This window comes from Isoptericola dokdonensis DS-3 (genome assembly GCF_001636295.1).
In the GTDB taxonomy this organism is placed as follows: Bacteria; Actinomycetota; Actinomycetes; order Actinomycetales; family Cellulomonadaceae; genus Isoptericola; species Isoptericola dokdonensis.
On sequence record NZ_CP014209.1, the window covers coordinates 1,601,403 to 1,618,909 of the forward strand.

A 17,507-nucleotide genomic window follows, 5' to 3' on the forward strand; every position below is an offset into this window, starting at 1 on the left:
CGGTCCCGCCCGGCGCCGTCACGTCACTTGTTGAGGAGCTCTTCGATGCGGGCGTCGACGTCCGCGGCCACGGTGGCCGGGTCCTCACCGCTCGCGATCGCCTTCCAGAAGTCCTTGTCGAGGTTCTCGCCCTCGACGAGCGCCCAGTAGCGGGCCGGCGGGGTGAGCTGCGAGTTGGCGGCGACCTCCGCGAGGAGCGCCGCGTTGTCGGCCGTGCCCTGGGCGTCGGCGAACGTCGTGTTGCCGGGCACCCAGCCGTTCTGGGCCATCATGATCTGGAACTCGTCGGAGTAGACGAGGTCGAGCACCTTGGCGGCGAGCTCCGGGTGCCGGCTCTTGGCGGCGATGCCGAGGTTCGACCCGCCGGCGAACGTCTTGCCGAGCGTGCCGGCCTCCAGGCCGGGCACCGCGAAGACGCCGACCTTGTCGTTCTCGCGCAGCTCCTCGGCGATGTTCGGGTACGACCACGTCAGGCCGGAGAACATCGCGACGCGACCCTCGTTGAAGTCGTTCCACGGCTCCTGCGCCGCGTCCACGGAGTCCTCGGCGCCGAGCACGCCGGCCGCGTAGAGGTCGGCGACCTGCTCGATCGCCGCCATCGACTCGGGGCTCGACAGGTTGCCGACCCACTGGTCGCCCTCCTGCACCGCGTACTGGCCGCCGTGGGTGTAGAGCCACGCCTCGAGGGTGTGCTGGTCGACACCCGCGATGTAGGCGCCCTGGAAGCCGTCGGTGCCCTCCGGGTTGGCCTCCGTGAGGGTCGACACGACCTCGGTGAAGTCGTCGAGCGACGTCGGGGCCCCGACCCCGGCCGCCGCGAAGAGGTCCTTGTTGTAGTAGAAGATCCGCGAGCCGGCGTAGAACGGCACGGTGTAGACCGTGTCGTCGACGGAGCCGATCTCGACGAACGAACCGATGAGGTCGTCGCCGCCCCAGCCCTCGACCTCGTCGGTCACGTCGGCGAACGCCCCCACGGAGGTGTAGGTGGGCGACTGGGTGTTGCCGACCTCGACGACGTCCGGCGTCTGGGACTCCGAGGCCATGGCCGTCTGAAGCTTCTCGACGATGCCGTCCCACTGCTGGATCTCGATCGTCAGCGACGAGCCGGGGTTCTGGGCGGCGAACTCGTCGGTCAGCCACGCCTGGGCGTCGTCCGGCACGGAGCCGTCCATGAACCAGACGGTCAGGTCACCGGTGCCGCCGCCGTCGGCGGTGTCGTCGTCGGCGCCGCCGCAGGCGGTCAGGACCAGTGCGGCGGTCGCGGCGGTGGCGACCGCGGCGAGAGAACGAGTGCGCTTCACGTGAGCTCCTTCGACGTCGTGGCGGGCGCCGGAGGCCGGCACCCGCTCACCCTCGTACGTGGTGTGGGTCACACTCTGACGACCCGTCAGCGGTTTTGCTATCTAGCCTCTCTAACTGTTACCAGACCGCAACACGGTCGTCATCACCGGCGGCAGGACGGCGCGAGTCAGCGCACGACAGCGCGAGTCAGCGCAGGCTGGCGCGAGTCAGCGCACGACAGCGCGAGTCAGCGCAGGCTGGCGCGAGTCAGCGCACGACAGCGCGAGTCAGCGCAGGCTGGCGCGAGTCAGCGCACGACGGCGCGAGTCAGCGCGGCGGCGCCGCGTCGAACCCGAGCAGCGCCCAGGCGCGCGCGGCGTACGACGCCCGCTCGGTGGCGGGGCGGCGGGTCAGGGCCGCGGTGACCAGCTCGACGCCGAGCAGGAGGTCCTCGACGGTCGTGCCGGGAGGCACGGCACCCGCCGCGACGGCGTCGTGCACGCGCGTGGCGAGGACGTCCGCGACCCGCGCCCGCAGGTCCATGAGGCGGCGGTCGGGGTGCTCCTCGGGGCGGGCCGAGACGAGGTCGATGCTCACCACGGAGTCCATGGCGTGCCGGGTGATCAGGCCGAGGAGGTCGGCCAGGCGGGCGTCGGGGTCGACGGCCCGCTCCTCGAGGGCGACGACCTGCTCCTCGAAGAGGGCGATGACGAGCTCGACGCGGTCCGGGAAGTGCCGGTAGAGGCTGCCCTGGCCGACGCCGGCGCGGCGTGCGACGGCGTTGAGCGGGGCGTGCGCGCCGTGCTCGGCGAACACCTCGCGGGCGGCGGCGAGCAGCGCCGCACGATTGCGCGCCGCGGCCCGCGGGCCGGGGTTGCTGCGGCGCGAGCTGCTGCCTGCCTGGGTGGTCACGGTGCTAGTGTAGGCAACGGAACCGGACAACAATGTCCGGTATCGATGGAGGACAGCATGACCACCGAGCTCACCCTGAAGAACACCGTCGCCGAGTGGCTCGCCGACCCGGTCGGCGAGCGTCTGCTCACCGAGATGCTGGCCGCGGCCGGCGCCACCCCGAAGGCGCTCACGCCCGCCCGCCGCCTCTCCCTGGGCAAGCTCGTCAAGCTCTCCCGCGGCAAGTTCCCCGCCGAGGCCGCCGAGGCGCTCGTCACCCGCGCCGCCGAGCTCCGTGCCGCCGGCGACACCGTGCCGTCGAGCACCGCCCCGTCGAGCACCGCCCCGTCGAGCACCGCCCCGTCGGACACCGCACAGTCCACGGTCGGGACGACCTCCGCGCCCGAGCCCGCCGAGTGGGTCGAGGAGATCTCCCCGGGCCGTTTCTCCGGCGAGACGGTCGTCGTCACCGGCGCCGCCTCCGGCATCGGCCGCGCCACCGCGTCCCGCGTCGCCCGCGAGGGCGGCCGCGTCGTGGCCGTCGACATGACGCAGGCCGGGCTGGACGAGCTGGCCGCCGACCTCGCCGGCGCACTGCCCGAGGGCGCTGCGGTCGTGCCCGTCGTCGCCGACATCACCGACTCCGCCGCGGTGGCGCGCGTCGTCGGGGCCGCCGGCGAGCGCGTCGACGCCCTGGCGAACGTCGCGGGGATCATGGACCGCTTCGCTCCCGTGCACAGCGTCGACGACGCCACGTGGGAGAAGGTCCTCGCCGTCAACGTGACCGGCACGATGAAGCTCCTGCGCGCCGTCGTGCCCGGCATGCTGGCCGCGGCCGAGGGTCGGGTCGTCAACGTCGCGTCCGAGGCAGGCCTGCGCGGCTCGGCCGCGGGCGCCGCGTACACGGCGTCGAAGCACGCCGTCGTCGGACTCACCAAGAACGCGGCCTACATGTACACGGGCACCGGCGTGCGCGTGAACGCCGTCGCCCCGGGCGGCGTCGCCACCGGCATGCAGCCGCGCGACGTCGACGAGTTCGGGATGGGCCGCGTCCAGGCGGGCATGGGGATCATGGCCGACATCGCGATGCCCGAGCAGCTCGCCGCGTCGATCACGTTCCTGCTGTCGAAGGACTCGACGAACGTCAACGGACAGATCCTGGCTTCCGACGGCGGCTGGTCCGCCGCCTGACCGGACCGCCGGCACCCGCTGCCCCGGCCCGCACCGCCCCTGTCCGGGCGGTGCGGGCCGTGCTGCGTCTCAGGGGACGACGACCGCGTCGTCGGCCCAGGTGTCGGGGCGGCCCACGCGGCGCAGCGGCCGGGCGCACGAGGTCCCGACGACCGTCACGCCGAGCACGGCGGCCAGGACGACGAGGGTGGGACCGATGCCGAGGAGCGCCAGCAGTCCGCTGCCGACCAGCGGCGCCAGCGGCAGCGCGGCCGACACCGACAAGTCCATGACGGACGAGAACCGGCCCTGGAGCTCGGGCGGGGTGATCGCGGCGGCGTAGCCCGCCATGGCGGCGTTGGCGGCGGGCACCAGCAGGACACCGGGCACGAGCGCGGCGACGTACCCGGGCAGCGACTGCGTCGTCGCCATGGCGGCCGCGGCCACCGCGACCATCGCCAGGGCGGCGGGCACGAGCCGGCCGACCCGCACCCGCGCCACGAGCCACGGGGCGAGGACGGCGCCGGCCAGCATCGCCGCGCCGACCGCGGCCGAGAGCAGGCCGATCCGCGGGGCCGGCACGCCCTCCTCCGCGAGGGAGAGGGTCACGGCCACGAGCAGGCCGCTGAGCAGCACGTTGATGAGGGCGAACAGCCCCAGGCAGAGCCGGAACAGCGGCACCGACCAGACGTAGGCCAGCCCTTCGCGCAGGGCCGTCACGGGGTGGGTGCGCCGGGCCGCGGCGGTGTCGCCGTTGAGCGGCTCGCGGACCAGGGCGGCGCACACCGCCGTGACGAGGTGCCCGACGGCGCCGGCGAGCAGCGGCAGGGCGTGAGCGATCCCGTACAGGACTCCGCCGACAGGGCCGGCGACGAGGCTCGCGGCGGCGTCGCGACCCTGGGTGGCGGCGTAGGCCGTGGGGAGCTGCGCGGCAGGGACGACGGCGCGCAGCGCCCCGGCGACCGACGGCTCGACGAACGCGCCGGCCACCGAGGACGCCAGCAGGACGATCGCGAGATGGACGGCAGTGAGGTGTCCGTCCAGGGCGGCCACCCCGGCGCTCCCCCAGGCCAGCGCCGCCACGGTGGCGGTGCCGACGAGGAGCCGCCGGCGGTCGACCCGGTCCGCGACGACGCCGGCCGGGAGCGTGGCGAGCAGTCCCCCGACGTGGCCGACGGCGGCGACGACGCCCGCCTGCCAGACGGAACCGGTGATCGCCAGGGCGAGCAGCGGCACGGCGAAGGCGGCGATGCCCGCGCCGAACGCCTCCGTGGTCAGGCCCGACATCAGCAGCAGGTAGGGCCGGTTGCGCAGGAGCCGGGGCGGGTCGGCGGCCGGGGCGCCGAGGGGCGTCGTCATGTGCGCAACACTAGTTGCGCACCTATTTTTGCGCAAGAGGTGTTGCGCAAGACTTGTCGATACGATCCACCGGTGGACGAGACCTTCCTGGTGCAGACCCCCGAGGCCCTCAAGGCCGTCGCCCATCCGGTGCGCCAGCGCATCCTGCTGCGGCTCGCCGTCCTGGGCCACGCCCGCGCCGCCGACCTCGCCCAGGACATCGGCGAGCCCGCGAACTCGGTGAGCTTCCACCTGCGCACGCTCGCGCGGGCCGGGATGGTCGTCGAGGCGCCGGAGCACGCGCGCGACCGCCGCGACCGCGTCTGGCGCAACGTCGCGCGCAGCTACCAGGTGGACCCCACCACACCCGGCGCGGCCGACCAGGCGCTCGGGCCCGTCCAGGTCTGGCTCCAGGAGCTCGTCGCCCTCGTCGGCTCGGGCACGCGCCCGGACCACGACGGTCGGCACCGCACCGTCGTCGTCAACAACCTGCCCCTCACCGCCGCCGAGGCCGAGGAGTTCTCCACCGAGCTCGTCGCCCTCCAGGAGCGCTGGAGCGACCGTGTGTTCACCAGCGCCCGGCAGGAGCCGGGGACGCCGCGCGAGATCTACCAGCTCCTCCTGGCGCTGGCTCCGCGCCACGGCGACGCCGGGGGGCCGACCGCCGGCTGACCCCCGCGGCGAGGAGGGCCGGCGGCGGGTCAGCCGATGCGCGTGCGGCGACCCTCGACGACGAGCCCGTCGCGCGCCACCCGGCCGACCGTCTCGACGAGCAGGGCCCGCTCGGCCACCTTGATGCGCTCGTGCAGCGACGACTCGTCGTCGCCGTCGAGCACCGGCACCGCGGTCTGGGCGACGATCGGGCCGGTGTCCACGCCGTCGTCGACGACGTGCACGGTGCACCCGGTCTGCCGCACGCCGTAGGCGAGGGCGTCCCGGACGCCGTGCGCGCCGGGGAACGACGGCAGCAGAGCCGGGTGGGTGTTGATCACGCGCGCCGGGAACCGGGCGAGGAACGACGGCGCGAGGATGCGCATGAAGCCCGCGAGCACGACCCAGTCGGGCCGGAACACCGCGACGGCCTCGGCGACGCCCTCGTTCCACGCGTCACGGTCGGCGAAGTCGGCGGGGGCGACCACGACGGACGCCACCCCGGCCTCGCGGGCCAGGTCGAGCGCGCCCGCCCCCGGCCTGTCGGACACCACGCCGACGACGCGGGCGCCGTAGGCGGGGTCCTCGTGGGCGGCGAGCAGAGCGGCGAGGTTGGAGCCGCCGCCCGAGGCGAGGACGACGAGGCGGGCGCCGGGGGCGGGGGCGACGGGGTGGCCGGACGGAGTCTGCACGGCCGTAGCCTAGCCAGACGCGGTCGGGGCCCGGCTCAGTGCGCGCCGCCCAGGCGGCCGGCGAGCCGCTCGAGGCGGGCGGAGCTGTCCGGGTTCAGCCCGCGGAACTCCACCTTCTTGCCGCGCGCGGCGTACTTGTGCTGGACGGCGTCGAGCGCCGCCACGGTGGAGGCGTCCCACACGTGCGTGTCGGACATGTCGACGACCACCCGGTGCGGGTCGCCGGTGTAGTCGAACTGGTAGACGAGGTCGTTGGAGGAGGCGAAGAACAGATCGCCGGAGACGGCGTAGACACGCTCGTCGTCGGCGTCGTCCGCGTCCAGCCGCGTCACGGTGGTGAGGTGGGCGACGCGCTGCAGGAACAGCACCGCGGCGACGACCACACCCACGATGACGCCGTACGCCAGGTTGTGGGTGACGACGGTGACCACGACGGTCGCGAGCATCACCGCGGTCTCGGACTTCGGCATGCGCCGGAGGGTGCCGGGCCGGACGGAGTGCCAGTCGAACGTGCCGACGGACACCATGATCATGACCGCGACCAGTGCCGCCATGGGGATGATCGCGACCACATCACCCAGCCCGACCACCAGGGCGAGCAGGAAGACACCGGCGAGGAACGTCGACAGCCGGGTGCGCGCACCGGAGGCCTTCACGTTGATCATGGTCTGGCCGATCATGGCGCAGCCGCCCATGCCGCCGAAGAACCCCGTGACCACGTTCGCGACGCCCTGGCCCCAGGTCTCGCGGGTCTTGTTCGAGTGCGTGTCGGTGATGTCGTCCACGAGCTTGGCCGTGAGCAGCGACTCGATGATCCCGACCAGCGCCATCGCCAGCGCGAACGGGGCGATGATCTGCAGGGTCTCGAGGTTCAGCGGCACGTCCGGGAACAGCAGCGACGGCAGGGACTCGGGCAGCGCGCCCTCGTCCCCGACGGTCGGGACGTTGATCGCCGCAGTGACGGTCGCAGCGGTGAGCAGCACGATCGCCACCAGCGGGGCCGGGACGACCTTGGTCCAGCGCGGCAGCAGCACCATGACGGCCAGGCCGACGACGACCAGGCCGTAGATCATCCAGCGGTTGCCGTCGGTGACCTTGTCGCCGAACAGGTGCGGGAGCTGGGAGGTGAAGACGAGGATCGCCAGCGCGTTGACGAACCCGACCATCACCGAGCGCGGGATGAACCGCATGAGCTTGGCGACGCCGATCAGGCCGAGGACGACCTGGAGCACGCCCGCCAGGATCACGGTGGCGACGAGGTACTCGACCCCGTGCTGCTGGACGACCGGGGCGACGACCAGGGCGACGGCGCCGGTGGCGGCGGAGATCATCGCCGGGCGTCCGCCGACGAACGAGATCGTCACCGCCATCGTGAACGCGGCGAACAGTCCGAGCCGCGGGTCGACCCCGGCGATGATCGAGAACGCGATGGCTTCGGGGATGAGGGCCAGCGCGACGACGAGGCCCGCCAGGACCTCGGTGCGCAGGGTCGTGACCGAGCTGAACGCGGCCTTGAACGACCCCGTGGACGTGGCCTCGGGGGGCGCCACCGGGACGGGCCGCGGGGCGGGGTCGGGCAGGGCGGCGCGGGATTCTTCCGACACGCGGCACTCCTTCGGTACGGGGGCGCGCACGCCCCGGGACCAGGTCGCAGAGACAAGGTCCGGGCAGACAGGACTGAGCACGCGACGCTGCGTACGCGGAAAGCGGGTGGGCGGTGCAGGCCTCCCCCTCGGGGGCGGACGACCGACGACGGCCGCAACTCTACCCTGACGTGAGGGTAGTCTTCGATCCGGCGTCGGGACGACGTCGGGACGTCGGGGAGAATGAGGCGATGGACGAGCGCAGCACCGGGACCGCCACCGGCACCACCATGCACATCGGCGCGGTCGCCGAGCGCACCGGGCTGTCGCTGCGCACCCTGCGGCACTACGACGACGTCGGCCTCCTGCGACCGTCCGGCCGAACCGACGGCGGCTTCCGCCTCTACACCGAGCGCGACGTCGATCGCCTGCTGGTCGTCCGGCGCATGAAGCCCCTCGGCTTCACCCTGGAGGAGATGCGCGAGCTGCTCGACCTGGTCGACCGGGTCGACGGCGACGGCAGCCGGGACGACGACGCCCGCGCCCGGCTCGCCGAGTACGTCACCCGGGCCGAGGAACGCCGTGCCGACCTCGCCCGCAAGGTCGACATGGCCGACGAGTTCATCGACCTGCTGCACGCCCGCACACGCTGAGCCCGACGCCGCCGGGACGCCCGGACGGCGTCAGGCGACCGGCCGCCCGCGCGCCGCGAGCCCCCACGCGACGAGCAGCACCACGGCCGCCCCGCCGCCGACCTCGGCGGCGACCAGGCCGCCCGTCACCCACGGGTCGGCCCCCACGTCGGCGAGCCGGCCGGCACCCGCCGCTCCCCCGGCGAGCCGCTGGAGCACCAGGGTCGTCGCACCGGCCGACAGTGCCGTCCCCGCGACGATCCACGCGACGTCCCGGATCCCGACGAGCGCCGGCTCGAGGTTCCGCCAGGCGAACCAGCCCGCCGCGGCGCCGCAGGCGACGACCAGCACGGGCGTCCATGCGGCCCACGACGAGGTCCAGGCCTCGCCGGGCAGCGCACCGAGCAGCGGCAGCGCGGGCAGCACGTCGGCCTGCGCCGCGGCGGTCGTGAACGAGCTGCCCGTCCCGACGGCGAACCCCGGCCCCGCGACCCACGCCGACGCCCACAGCACCAGGTTGGGCACGAGCAGCAGCTGCACCACCACGAGCATGACGACCCCGAGCCAGCTCCCGCCCAGGCCCGCGGCGATCTGGGAGACGGTGTCCCGGCCCGCGACCACCCACACCCCCACGAGCACGGCGGACAGGGCGGTGAGCAGCGCCACCCCGACGAGGCCGCCCCGCAGCCCCAGGCGCAGGGTGTCCGGCACCCACGGGTCCAGCCGGGGCGTGATGCCCGCGAGCAGCGGCCCGTCCGGAGCGGAGAACATGCCGAGCGCGAGCCCGCCGCCGCCGACCACCACGCCGCCCAGCACGGCCGCGCCGATCTGCAGCACGAACGCCACGACGTCGTCCGGGGTGGCCGTGCCCGCCAGGTCCAGGGCCACGGTCAGCGCGACGACGGCGCCCGTGTAGAGCACCGTGCCGCCCCACCACGCGGCGAGGGTCGGTGCCGCCGACCGCTTCGCCGCGACGTGCGCGGTGAAGACCAGCAGCGCGGTCAGGCCCAGCGGCACCACGGTCACCGTCGCCGCACCGGCCGCCAGCGGCACACCGTGCCCGAGCAGCCACAGACCGGTGGCCACGCCCACGCCCGCCGACAGGCCGCCGTCGGACCCGGACGTCGACGGGGCGTCCAGCACCGCGACGACGGCGAACAGCGCCACCACCGCGTACGACAGCCCCACCGCCTGGACCGCGGCCCACACCCCCGAGGACGCCAGCGCGACACGGGCGCGCCAGGGCGCGACGGCGGCGACCTGCTCGAGGAGCCGGGGCGGGGACGTGCGGGAGGTGCTCACGCCCCCATCGTCGCCCGTCGCGGCGTCGTCGTCGGGCAGCAAAACGCCGAGGCGCCGGGTTCGGGCCCGGCACCACCGTCGTGGTGGTACCGCACCCGGACCCGACGCCTCGGCGTCAGGGATGCTCGGATCAGAGCGCCTGGAGGATCTCCCGCATGAGCGCGGCGGTCTCGGACGGCGTCTTGCCGACCTTCACGCCGACGGCCTCGAGGGCCTCCTTCTTCGCCTGCGCGGTGCCGGCCGAGCCGGACACGATCGCACCGGCGTGGCCCATCGTCTTGCCCTCGGGGGCGGTGAAGCCCGCGACGTAGCCCACGACCGGCTTGGTGACGTGCTCGGCGATGTAGGCCGCCGCACGCTCCTCGGCGTCGCCGCCGATCTCGCCGATCATGACGATCGCCTTGGTCTCGGGGTCGTTCTCGAACGCCTCGAGCGCGTCGATGTGGGTCGTGCCGACGATCGGGTCGCCGCCGATGCCGATGGCGGTGGAGAAGCCGAAGTCCTTCAGCTCGTACATCATCTGGTAGGTCAGGGTGCCCGACTTCGACACCAGGCCCACGGGGCCCTTGCCGGTGATGGTGTGCGGCGTGATGCCGGCGAGCGACTCGCCCGGCGTGATGATGCCGGGGCAGTTCGGCCCGATCATCCGGGTGTTCTTGCCCTGCAGGTAGGCCCAGACCTCGGCCGTGTCCTGGACGGGCACACCCTCGGTGATGACGACGATGAGCGGCATCTCGGCGTCGATCGCCTCGATGGCGGCGTCCTTCGTGAAGGCCGGCGGCACGAACAGCACGGACACGTTCGCGCCCGTGGCGGCCATGGCCTCGGCCACGGTGCCGAAGACCGGGAGGGTGACGTCGTTGCCCTCGTGGTCCTTGTGCTCGACGGTGGTGCCGGCCTTGCGGGCGTTCACGCCGCCCACGATCTGGGCGCCCGAGTCGAGCATGAGGGCGGTGTGCTTCGCACCCATCCCGCCGGTGATGCCCTGGACGATGATCTTCGAGTCGGAGTTCAGGTAGATCGACATGGTGTTCTTGTCTCTGCTCTCAGGTTCCGTCGGCGGTCAGGCGTTGGCCAGCTCGGCCGCCTTGTCGGCGCCGCCGTCCATGGTCTCGGCCAGGGTCACGAGGGGGTGGTTCGCGTCGGCCAGGATCTGGCGGCCGAGCGCGACGTTGTTCCCGTCGAGGCGGACGACGAGCGGCTTGGTGGCCTCGTCGCCGAGGATCTCCAGCGCGCCGACGATGCCCTTGGCGACCTCGTCGCACGCGGTGATGCCGCCGAAGACGTTGACGAACACGCTCTTGACCTGCGGGTCGTTGAGGATGACGTCGAGACCGTTCGCCATGACCTTGGCGTTCGCGCCGCCGCCGATGTCGAGGAAGTTGGCGGGCTTCACGCCGCCGTGCGCCTCGCCGGCGTAGGCGACCACGTCGAGGGTCGACATGACCAGGCCCGCGCCGTTGCCGATGATGCCGACCTCGCCGTCGAGCTTGACGTAGTTGAGGCCGTTCGCCTTGGCCTTCGCCTCGAGCGGGTCGGCGGACTCGGCGTCCTCGAGCTCGGCGTGGTCCGGGTGGCGGACCTCGGAGGCGTTCTCGTCGAGGGTGACCTTGCCGTCGAGGGCGACGATCGCGCCGTCCTCGGTGCGGACCAGCGGGTTCACCTCGACGAGGGTGGCGTCCTCGGCGGTGAACACGGTCCACAGCTTGCGGATGACGTCGGCGACGGGCGCCTGGAGCTCCGGGGCGAACCCGGCGGTCTCGACGATCTCGGCGGCCTTGGCCTCGTCGATCCCGACGATGGGGTCGACGGCGACCTTGGCGAGGGCCTCGGGACGCTCGACGGCCAACTGCTCGATCTCCATGCCGCCCTCGACCGAGCACATGGCCAGGTAGTTGCGGTTCGAGCGGTCCAGCAGCACCGAGAAGTAGAACTCCTCGGCGATCTTGGCGCCCTGGGCGATCATCACGCGGTGGACGGTGTGGCCCTTGATGTCCATGCCGAGGATCTCCTCGGCCTTCTCCTGCGCCTCGGCGGGCGAGTGCGCGAGCTTGACACCACCGGCCTTGCCGCGGCCACCGGTCTTGACCTGGGCCTTGACGACGACTGTGCCGCCGCCGAGCTTCTCTGCGCCTGCGCGAGCCTCTTCGGGCGTCGTCGCGACGACGCCGCCGAGCACGGGGACGCCGTGCTTCTCGAAGATGTCGCGAGCCTGGTATTCGAACAGGTCCACCCTGCTGCGTCCTTCCATCGGTGATGCCTCTGGGTCGGCAGAGGCCGGCACGAGCGATGTCTCGACATCAAGACATCTCCGCCCAGGGTAGCCGCGTGCGCGGGCGCGGCGGCACCCCGGGCCGTCAGATGCCACTTCACCGTGACGGATCCCACACGGGATGCCGCCCTCGGTGGGAACTCCGGGCGCGAGTCAGCGCAGAGCGGCGCGAGTCGGCACGACCGATGTCAACCTGGGTTGACGCGCGTCTCATGTCAACCTAGATTGACACCATGACGGAGCAGACGATCGCCACCGCCGCCGGGGACGACCCCGCCGCAGGGATGCGCGCCGTCCGCGCGCTGCGCGACCTCGCCGACCGCCTGGAAGTCCTCCAGGTCGAGCGGGCCCGCGGCCTCGGCTGGTCCTGGCAGGAGATCGCCGACGCCCTCGGCGTCTCCCGGCAGGCGGTCCACAAGAAGCACAGCAGGAGGCCCTGATGTTCGAGAGGTTCACGCGCGACGCCCGGGAGGCCGTCGTCGGCGCCCAGCAGGTGGCCCGCGAGACGAGGTCCGCCACGATCGACACCCGGCACCTGCTGGTGTCGCTCGTCGACGGCGGCGGGCCGGTCCCCGACATGCTGCGGTCCGCCGGACTACGGCCCGACGACGTCTCCGCCCGCGCGCGACGGTCCCTCACGTCGGGCGAACCGCTCGACGCGGACGCGCTCGCCGCCGTCGGCGTCGACCTCGCCGAGGTGCGTCGGCAGACCGACCAGGTCTTCGGTGCCGGGGCGCTGGACCGGGCGGGACGCCGCCCTTCCCGGCGCGGCGGGCACGTGCCGTTCGCGAGGGACGCGAAGAAGGCGCTGGAGCTCGCGCTGCGCGAGGCGGTCCGCCTCCACGACAAGGGCATCGGGACCCGGCACCTGCTCCTCGGCCTGCTGCGTGCCGACAGCCCCGGCGGCCGCGTCCTGGAGACCGCCCTGCACGACGCGGGGACCGACGTGCCCGCCCTGCGCGCCGCCGTCGAGCGCCCCGACGCCGCCTGACCCCCGGCGCGAGTCAGCGCACGACGGCGCCAGTCAGCGCAGGTGGGCGCGAGTCAGCGCACGGCAGCGCCAGTCAGCGCACGGCAGCGCCAGTCAGCGTGGGTGGGCGCGAGTCAGCGCAGACCTCGACGTCAGGGATGCCCGGACGTCGCGTCGAGATACGCGCGACCACGCGGGGAGAGGCGGTAGCCGACGTCGAGGCTCTCGGTGAGGCCGAGCTCCTTGAGCCGACGGACGCGGATCTTGAACGGGTCGCGCTCCATGCCGACGTCGGCGGCGAGGACGCGCGCAACGACGGCGGGCCGGGCCGCCACGAGCTCGAGGTACCGGCGGGTCCAGGGTTCGTCGGCCGCGCGGTCCATGCGGGCGAGCCGCCGGGCGATCGCCGTGACGGCGTCGGCGTCCAGGTCGTCGTCGTCCCGCAGCGCGACCCGAGGGTCGGGCCCGGCGACGCGCAGGCCGACCCGGTACAGGTCGCCGTCGCCCCGGCGCTCGATCCAGGCGCGCGCGGCGTCCGCGGACCCGAACCCGGCGCCGGTCGCGTCGTCGGCGCTGATGCCATCCGGCTCCACCCGGTCGAGCGACGTCACCTCGACGACACCGACGCGCGTGCGCACCGCGGACCCGACGTGCACACGGACGACGGCCCACCGGCGGTACGTGTGGTCGACCGTCCCGTCGGCGAGCCCGCGCAGCGTCTTGGCGTCCAGCAGCACACGGTCACGATGCCAGTCGCTCCCCCGGCACGCGCGCCGGCCCGCGCTGACTCGCGCCCACCAGCGCTGACTCAGGCCTCGAACCGGTACCCGGCCCCGGGATGGGTGAGCAGGTGCCGGGGCGCGGAGGGGTCGTCCTCGAGCTTGCGGCGCAGCTGGGCGGTGTAGACGCGCAGGTAGTTGGTCTCGTGGTCGTAGCCCGGCCCCCAGACGTCGTGCAGGAGCTGCTGGCGGCCGACCATGCGGCCGCGGTGGCGCACCAGCACCTCCAGCAGCGACCACTCGGTGGGCGTGAGCCGCACCTCGACGCCGTCCCGCTCGACGACGCGGCGCGCGAGGTCGATGCGCAGACGGCCGGCCTCGACGACGGGGTCGCCCGGACCGGCCGTGTCGGCGGGCGCGGCCCGGCGCACGGCGGCCCGCAGCCGGGCGAGCAGCTCGTTCATGGCGAACGGCTTGGTCACGTAGTCGTCGGCGCCGGCGTCGAGCGCGTCGACCTTGTCCTCCCCGAGCTGGCGCGCCGACAGCACGACCACGGGCACGCTGCTCCAGCCGCGGATGCCGGCGAGCACGTCGAGCCCCGACATGTCGGGCAGGCCGAGGTCGAGCACGACGACGTCGGGGCGGGCGCCGGCGGCGGCGTCGAGGGCGGCCGCGCCGGTCCCGGCGACGGTGACGTCCCAGCCGTGCGCGCGCAGGTTGATGGCGAGCGCGCGGGCGAGCCCGGCGTCGTCGTCCACGACGAGCACGCGGTGCCCGGTCACGGACGTCCCTCCGGGGCGTCGGCGCGGGGCACGGTGACGAGCATGGTGAGTCCGCCGCCGGGGGTGTCCTCCGCGGTGACGGTGGCGCCGACGGCGCGGGCGAGCCCGTCGGCGACGGCGAGCCCGAGACCCAGGCCAGTCCCCGTGTCGTCGAGCCGCTGGAACGGCTGGAACATGCTCCCCTTCCGGTCGTCGGGCACCCCGGGCCCGGTGTCGACGACGCGCACCTCGACCTCCGTGCCGGTGGCGGACGCCGCGACCCGGACGCCTGCCGGCGAGTGTCGCACGGCGTTCGACACGAGGTTCGCGACGGTCCGCTCGAGGAGCCCGCCGTCGGTGCGCACGAGCGGGAGGTCCTCGGGGACGTCCAGGACGACGTCGGCGAGCCAGGGTTCGACGGCGAGCGGCACGACCTCCTCCAGCGACGTGGCCCGCAGCACGGGTCGCACCGACCCTGTCTGGAGGCGCGACAGGTCGAGCAGGTTGTCGATGAGCCGTTCGAGCCGCCCGGTGGACTCCTGGATGGTGGCCGTCAGGGCGTCGGTGTCTTCCGGGTCGAGGTCGACGTCGGGTGCGGCGAGCCCGTCGACAGCGGTGCGGATCGCGGTCAGCGGGGTGCGCAGGTCGTGGGAGACGGCGGCGAGCAGCGCGGTGCGGGTGGCCTCGGCGTGCTCGAGCTCGGTGGCGGCGGCCGCCTGCTCGCGCAGCCGCCGATGCTCCAGGACGATCGCCGTCTGGCTGCCGAACGCCTCCAGCACCTGCCGGTCACCGGCGGGCAGGGGCCGCCCGACGAGGACGAGCCGGCGGGTGTCGTCGACGCGCACCTCCGTGACGTCCCGGGACCCCGTGCCGGGGCCCCGCCGGGTGGAGGCCACGACGTCCCAGGCGGCCCGCTCGTCGGCGCGGTGCTCCAGCCGCACCTCCTCCAGGCCGAAGGTCGTCGCGAGCCGTTCCACGACGGCGAGGGCGGTGTCCTCCCCCGACAGCACGGAGCGTGACAGCGCGGCGAGCGTCGACGCCTCCGCCCGGGCACGGTAGGCCTGCTCGCTGCGCCGGGCGGCGAGGTCCACGACCGAGGCGACGGCCACGGCGACCAGCACGAACACGACCAGCGCCAGCGCGTTCTCGGGCTCGGCGATCGTCAGCCGGCCGGTCGGCTCGGTGAAGAACCAGTTCAGGCAGAGGAACGAGGCGACGGCGGCGGCGACGGAGGGCCGGCGCCCGCCGACGAGCGCGACGGCGACCACCCCGGCGAGGAACAGCAGCAGCTCGGTGGACAGGGAGTCGTCGGCGGAGCCGAGGGCGAGGAGCCCGAGGGTGAGCGTGACCGGCGCCAGCAGCGCGACCGCCCAGCCCACGGCGCGCCGCCGGGCCGACAGCGACGACGGACGCGCGGCGCGGCGGGCGCCGCGCCGGGCGTGCTCGTGGGTGACGAGGTGCACGTCGATCGCGCCGGACAGCCGGGCGATCTCGGCGCTGGACGACCCGAGCAGCGCCTGCCGCCAGCGGGAGTGCCGGGAGACGCCGACGACGATCATGGTCGCGTTGACGCCGCGGGCGAAGTCGACGACCGCGGAGGGGACGTCCTCCCCCACGACCGTGTGGAAGGTGCCGTCGAGCGCCTCGACCAGCGCGCGCTGGGCGGCGATCGCGGCGGGCGGTGCCGCCGGCAGACCGTCGGTGGGGAGCACGTGGACGGCGAGCAGCTCGGACCCGGCGGCCCGCTGCACGATGCGCGCGGCACGGCGCAGCAGGGTCTCGGACTCGTCCCCGCCGGTGACGGCGACGACGACACGCTCCCGCGCGGGCCAGGTGCCGGCGATGTCGTGGTCGGCCCGGTAGCGGGTGAGGGCGTCGTCGACGCGGTCGGCGAGCCACAGCAGCGCGAGCTCGCGCAGCGCCGTGAGGTTGCCCTCGCGGAAGTACCGGCCGAGGGAGGCGTCGATCTGCTCGGGCCGGTACACGTTGCCGTGCGCGAGCCGACGGCGCAGCTGCTGCGGGGACAGGTCGACGAGCTGGATCTGGTCGGCGTCGCGCACGACCTGGTCGGGCACGGTCTCGCGCTGGCGCGCCCCGGTGATGGCCTCGACGTCGTCCGTGAGCGACGCGAGGTGCTGGACGTTGACGGTGGTGACCACGTCGATCCCGGCGTCGAGGAGGACGTGCACGTCCTGCCAGCGCTTGGGGTGCGCGGAGCCGGGGGCGTTGGTGTGCGCGAGCTCGTCGACGAGCACCACCTCGGGCGCGCGGGCGAGGACCGCGTCGACGTCGAGCTCGGTGAGGGTGGCGCCGCGATGGTCGACCGCGCGGCGGGGCACGACCTCCAGGTCCCCCAGCTTGGCGGCCGTCCCGGCGCGGCCGTGGGTCTCGACGAGCCCGACGACGACGTCGGTGCCGCGGGTCCGACGACGCTCGGCCTCGTCGAGCATGGCGAAGGTCTTGCCCACGCCGGGTGCGGCGCCGAGGTAGACGGTGAGCCTCCCCCGGCGCCGCCCCGCGGACGGCTGTGCGGTCATGCGGGCATTGTCCGTCACCCGTGGTCCGGCGCCCCGGACGCGGCGTCCCCGGTCGTGCCGTCCGCCGGCCTGCCGGCCTGGTTCTCCAGCGCGAGGTTGAGCCCGAGGACGTCGACCCGGACGTCGCCGAGGACGCCGAGCGTGCGCCCGGTGGTGTGCTCGGCCACGAGGGCCCGCACGACGGCGGGGTCGAGGTCGCGCGCGGCGGCGACCCGGTCGACCTGGAGCGCCGCGTAGTCGGGGCTGATGTGCGGGTCGAGGCCGGAGCCGGACGCGGTGACGGCGTCGGCGGGCACCGCGGCGGGGTCGACGCCCTCGGTGGCCGCGACGGCGGCCCGCCGGTCGGTGATCGCGTCGACCAGCTCGGGGCTCTCGGGCCCGAGGTTCGACCCGCCCGAGGCGAGGGTGTCGTAGCCGTCGCCCGCGGCGGACGGGCGCGGGTGGAACCACTGCTCGCCGTCGAACGGCTGACCGACGAGCGCGGAGCCGACGGCCTCGGCCCGGTCGCGGGTGGGCTCGCCCGTCGCGGTGACCAAGGAGCCGTCGGCCCGCCAGCCGAACAGCGCCTGGCCCGCACCGGTGACGGCGAGCGGGTACGCGAGCCCCAGCAGGAGGGTGAAGCCGAGCAGGACGCGAGCGCCCGCGAGGGTGTGGGCGAGCAGCGTGCCGCGCCCGGTGACGTGGGTCGGGGTGGTCATGGGGGTTCCT

The 17,507-nt window shown here is 74.2% G+C and carries 17 protein-coding genes; 5 read left to right on the forward strand and 12 right to left on the reverse strand.

Annotated elements, in window-relative coordinates; translation table 11 throughout:
• Positions 1 to 23: 23 nt before the first annotated feature.
• Complete coding sequence (locus tag I598_RS07465; protein ID WP_068205112.1) at positions 24 to 1,301, reverse strand: extracellular solute-binding protein; 1,278 nt, start codon at positions 1,299 to 1,301, stop codon at positions 24 to 26.
• Between the two features lie 307 nt (positions 1,302 to 1,608).
• Positions 1,609 to 2,193, reverse strand: coding sequence for a TetR/AcrR family transcriptional regulator (locus tag I598_RS07470; protein WP_068202423.1), 585 nt, complete (start codon positions 2,191 to 2,193; stop codon positions 1,609 to 1,611).
• 57 nt (positions 2,194 to 2,250) lie between these two features.
• Between I598_RS07470 and I598_RS07475 the strand changes: the two genes are divergently transcribed.
• Complete coding sequence (locus tag I598_RS07475) at positions 2,251 to 3,363, forward strand: SDR family NAD(P)-dependent oxidoreductase (protein WP_068202424.1); 1,113 nt, start codon at positions 2,251 to 2,253, stop codon at positions 3,361 to 3,363.
• A 69-nt stretch (positions 3,364 to 3,432) separates the two neighbouring features.
• Here I598_RS07475 and I598_RS07480 read toward each other — a convergent pair whose 3' ends face one another.
• Positions 3,433 to 4,701 (reverse strand): MFS transporter, encoded by a 1,269-nt coding sequence (locus I598_RS07480; protein ID WP_068202425.1) that lies wholly within the window; start codon positions 4,699 to 4,701, stop codon positions 3,433 to 3,435.
• 72 nt (positions 4,702 to 4,773) lie between these two features.
• Between I598_RS07480 and I598_RS07485 the strand changes: the two genes are divergently transcribed.
• On the forward strand, positions 4,774 to 5,352 hold the full coding sequence (locus I598_RS07485; RefSeq protein ID WP_068202426.1) for an ArsR/SmtB family transcription factor: 579 nt from the start codon (positions 4,774 to 4,776) through the stop codon (positions 5,350 to 5,352).
• Between the two features lie 29 nt (positions 5,353 to 5,381).
• Here I598_RS07485 and purN read toward each other — a convergent pair whose 3' ends face one another.
• A complete protein-coding gene (gene purN, locus I598_RS07490) occupies positions 5,382 to 6,023 on the reverse strand; it encodes a phosphoribosylglycinamide formyltransferase (protein WP_068202427.1) in 642 nt (213 codons plus the stop codon).
• A gap of 35 nt (positions 6,024 to 6,058) precedes the next feature.
• A complete protein-coding gene (locus tag I598_RS07495; RefSeq protein WP_157557182.1) occupies positions 6,059 to 7,627 on the reverse strand; it encodes a SulP family inorganic anion transporter in 1,569 nt (522 codons plus the stop codon).
• Between the two features lie 230 nt (positions 7,628 to 7,857).
• Here I598_RS07495 and I598_RS07500 point away from each other — a divergent pair, with 230 nt between their 5' ends.
• Positions 7,858 to 8,259 carry a MerR family transcriptional regulator gene (locus I598_RS07500; protein WP_068202428.1) on the forward strand — a complete coding sequence of 134 codons (402 nt, stop codon included), beginning with the start codon at positions 7,858 to 7,860 and terminating at the stop codon, positions 8,257 to 8,259.
• A gap of 30 nt (positions 8,260 to 8,289) precedes the next feature.
• Here I598_RS07500 and I598_RS07505 read toward each other — a convergent pair whose 3' ends face one another.
• The 3 genes from I598_RS07505 to sucC form a co-directional block, all read right to left on the reverse strand.
• A complete protein-coding gene (locus I598_RS07505) occupies positions 8,290 to 9,540 on the reverse strand; it encodes a cell division protein PerM (RefSeq protein ID WP_068205114.1) in 1,251 nt (416 codons plus the stop codon).
• 130 nt (positions 9,541 to 9,670) lie between these two features.
• Positions 9,671 to 10,567 carry a succinate--CoA ligase subunit alpha gene (gene sucD / locus I598_RS07510; protein WP_068202429.1) on the reverse strand — a complete coding sequence of 299 codons (897 nt, stop codon included), beginning with the start codon at positions 10,565 to 10,567 and terminating at the stop codon, positions 9,671 to 9,673.
• Positions 10,568 to 10,603: 36 nt separating this feature from the next.
• A complete protein-coding gene (gene sucC, locus I598_RS07515; protein ID WP_068202430.1) occupies positions 10,604 to 11,773 on the reverse strand; it encodes an ADP-forming succinate--CoA ligase subunit beta in 1,170 nt (389 codons plus the stop codon).
• A gap of 272 nt (positions 11,774 to 12,045) precedes the next feature.
• Between sucC and I598_RS07520 the strand changes: the two genes are divergently transcribed.
• Positions 12,046 to 12,252, forward strand: a complete 207-nt coding sequence (locus I598_RS07520) for a helix-turn-helix domain-containing protein (protein WP_068202431.1) — start codon at positions 12,046 to 12,048, stop codon at positions 12,250 to 12,252.
• Complete coding sequence (locus I598_RS07525; RefSeq protein WP_068202432.1) at positions 12,252 to 12,803, forward strand: Clp protease N-terminal domain-containing protein; 552 nt, start codon at positions 12,252 to 12,254, stop codon at positions 12,801 to 12,803. Before I598_RS07520 ends, I598_RS07525 begins: the two co-directional genes overlap by 1 nt.
• Before the next feature lie 131 nt (positions 12,804 to 12,934).
• Here I598_RS07525 and I598_RS07530 read toward each other — a convergent pair whose 3' ends face one another.
• The 4 genes from I598_RS07530 to kdpC form a co-directional block, all read right to left on the reverse strand.
• Complete coding sequence (locus tag I598_RS07530; protein WP_068202433.1) at positions 12,935 to 13,519, reverse strand: hypothetical protein; 585 nt, start codon at positions 13,517 to 13,519, stop codon at positions 12,935 to 12,937.
• Between the two features lie 71 nt (positions 13,520 to 13,590).
• Positions 13,591 to 14,283: a response regulator gene (locus tag I598_RS07535; protein ID WP_068202434.1), complete on the reverse strand. Its 693-nt coding sequence runs from the start codon at positions 14,281 to 14,283 to the stop codon at positions 13,591 to 13,593.
• On the reverse strand, positions 14,280 to 16,799 hold the full coding sequence (locus I598_RS07540; protein WP_068202435.1) for a DUF4118 domain-containing protein: 2,520 nt from the start codon (positions 16,797 to 16,799) through the stop codon (positions 14,280 to 14,282). The genes I598_RS07535 and I598_RS07540 overlap by 4 nt, the downstream gene beginning before the upstream one ends.
• A gap of 14 nt (positions 16,800 to 16,813) precedes the next feature.
• Positions 16,814 to 17,497, reverse strand: coding sequence for a potassium-transporting ATPase subunit KdpC (kdpC, locus tag I598_RS07545; RefSeq protein WP_083973030.1), 684 nt, complete (start codon positions 17,495 to 17,497; stop codon positions 16,814 to 16,816).
• Positions 17,498 to 17,507: the final 10 nt, after the last annotated feature.

Coding starts and splice junctions, on each gene's coding strand:
- I598_RS07475 (WP_068202424.1), top strand. CDS start 2,251: ATGACCACCGAGCTCACCCTGAAGAACACCGTCGCCGAGTGGCTCGCC.
- I598_RS07480 (WP_068202425.1), bottom strand. CDS start 4,701: ATGACGACGCCCCTCGGCGCCCCGGCCGCCGACCCGCCCCGGCTCCTG.
- I598_RS07500 (WP_068202428.1), top strand. CDS start 7,858: ATGGACGAGCGCAGCACCGGGACCGCCACCGGCACCACCATGCACATC.
- sucD (WP_068202429.1), bottom strand. CDS start 10,567: ATGTCGATCTACCTGAACTCCGACTCGAAGATCATCGTCCAGGGCATC.
- I598_RS07520 (WP_068202431.1), top strand. CDS start 12,046: ATGACGGAGCAGACGATCGCCACCGCCGCCGGGGACGACCCCGCCGCA.
- I598_RS07525 (WP_068202432.1), top strand. CDS start 12,252: ATGTTCGAGAGGTTCACGCGCGACGCCCGGGAGGCCGTCGTCGGCGCC.
- I598_RS07540 (WP_068202435.1), bottom strand. CDS start 16,799: ATGACCGCACAGCCGTCCGCGGGGCGGCGCCGGGGGAGGCTCACCGTC.
- kdpC (WP_083973030.1), bottom strand. CDS start 17,497: ATGACCACCCCGACCCACGTCACCGGGCGCGGCACGCTGCTCGCCCAC.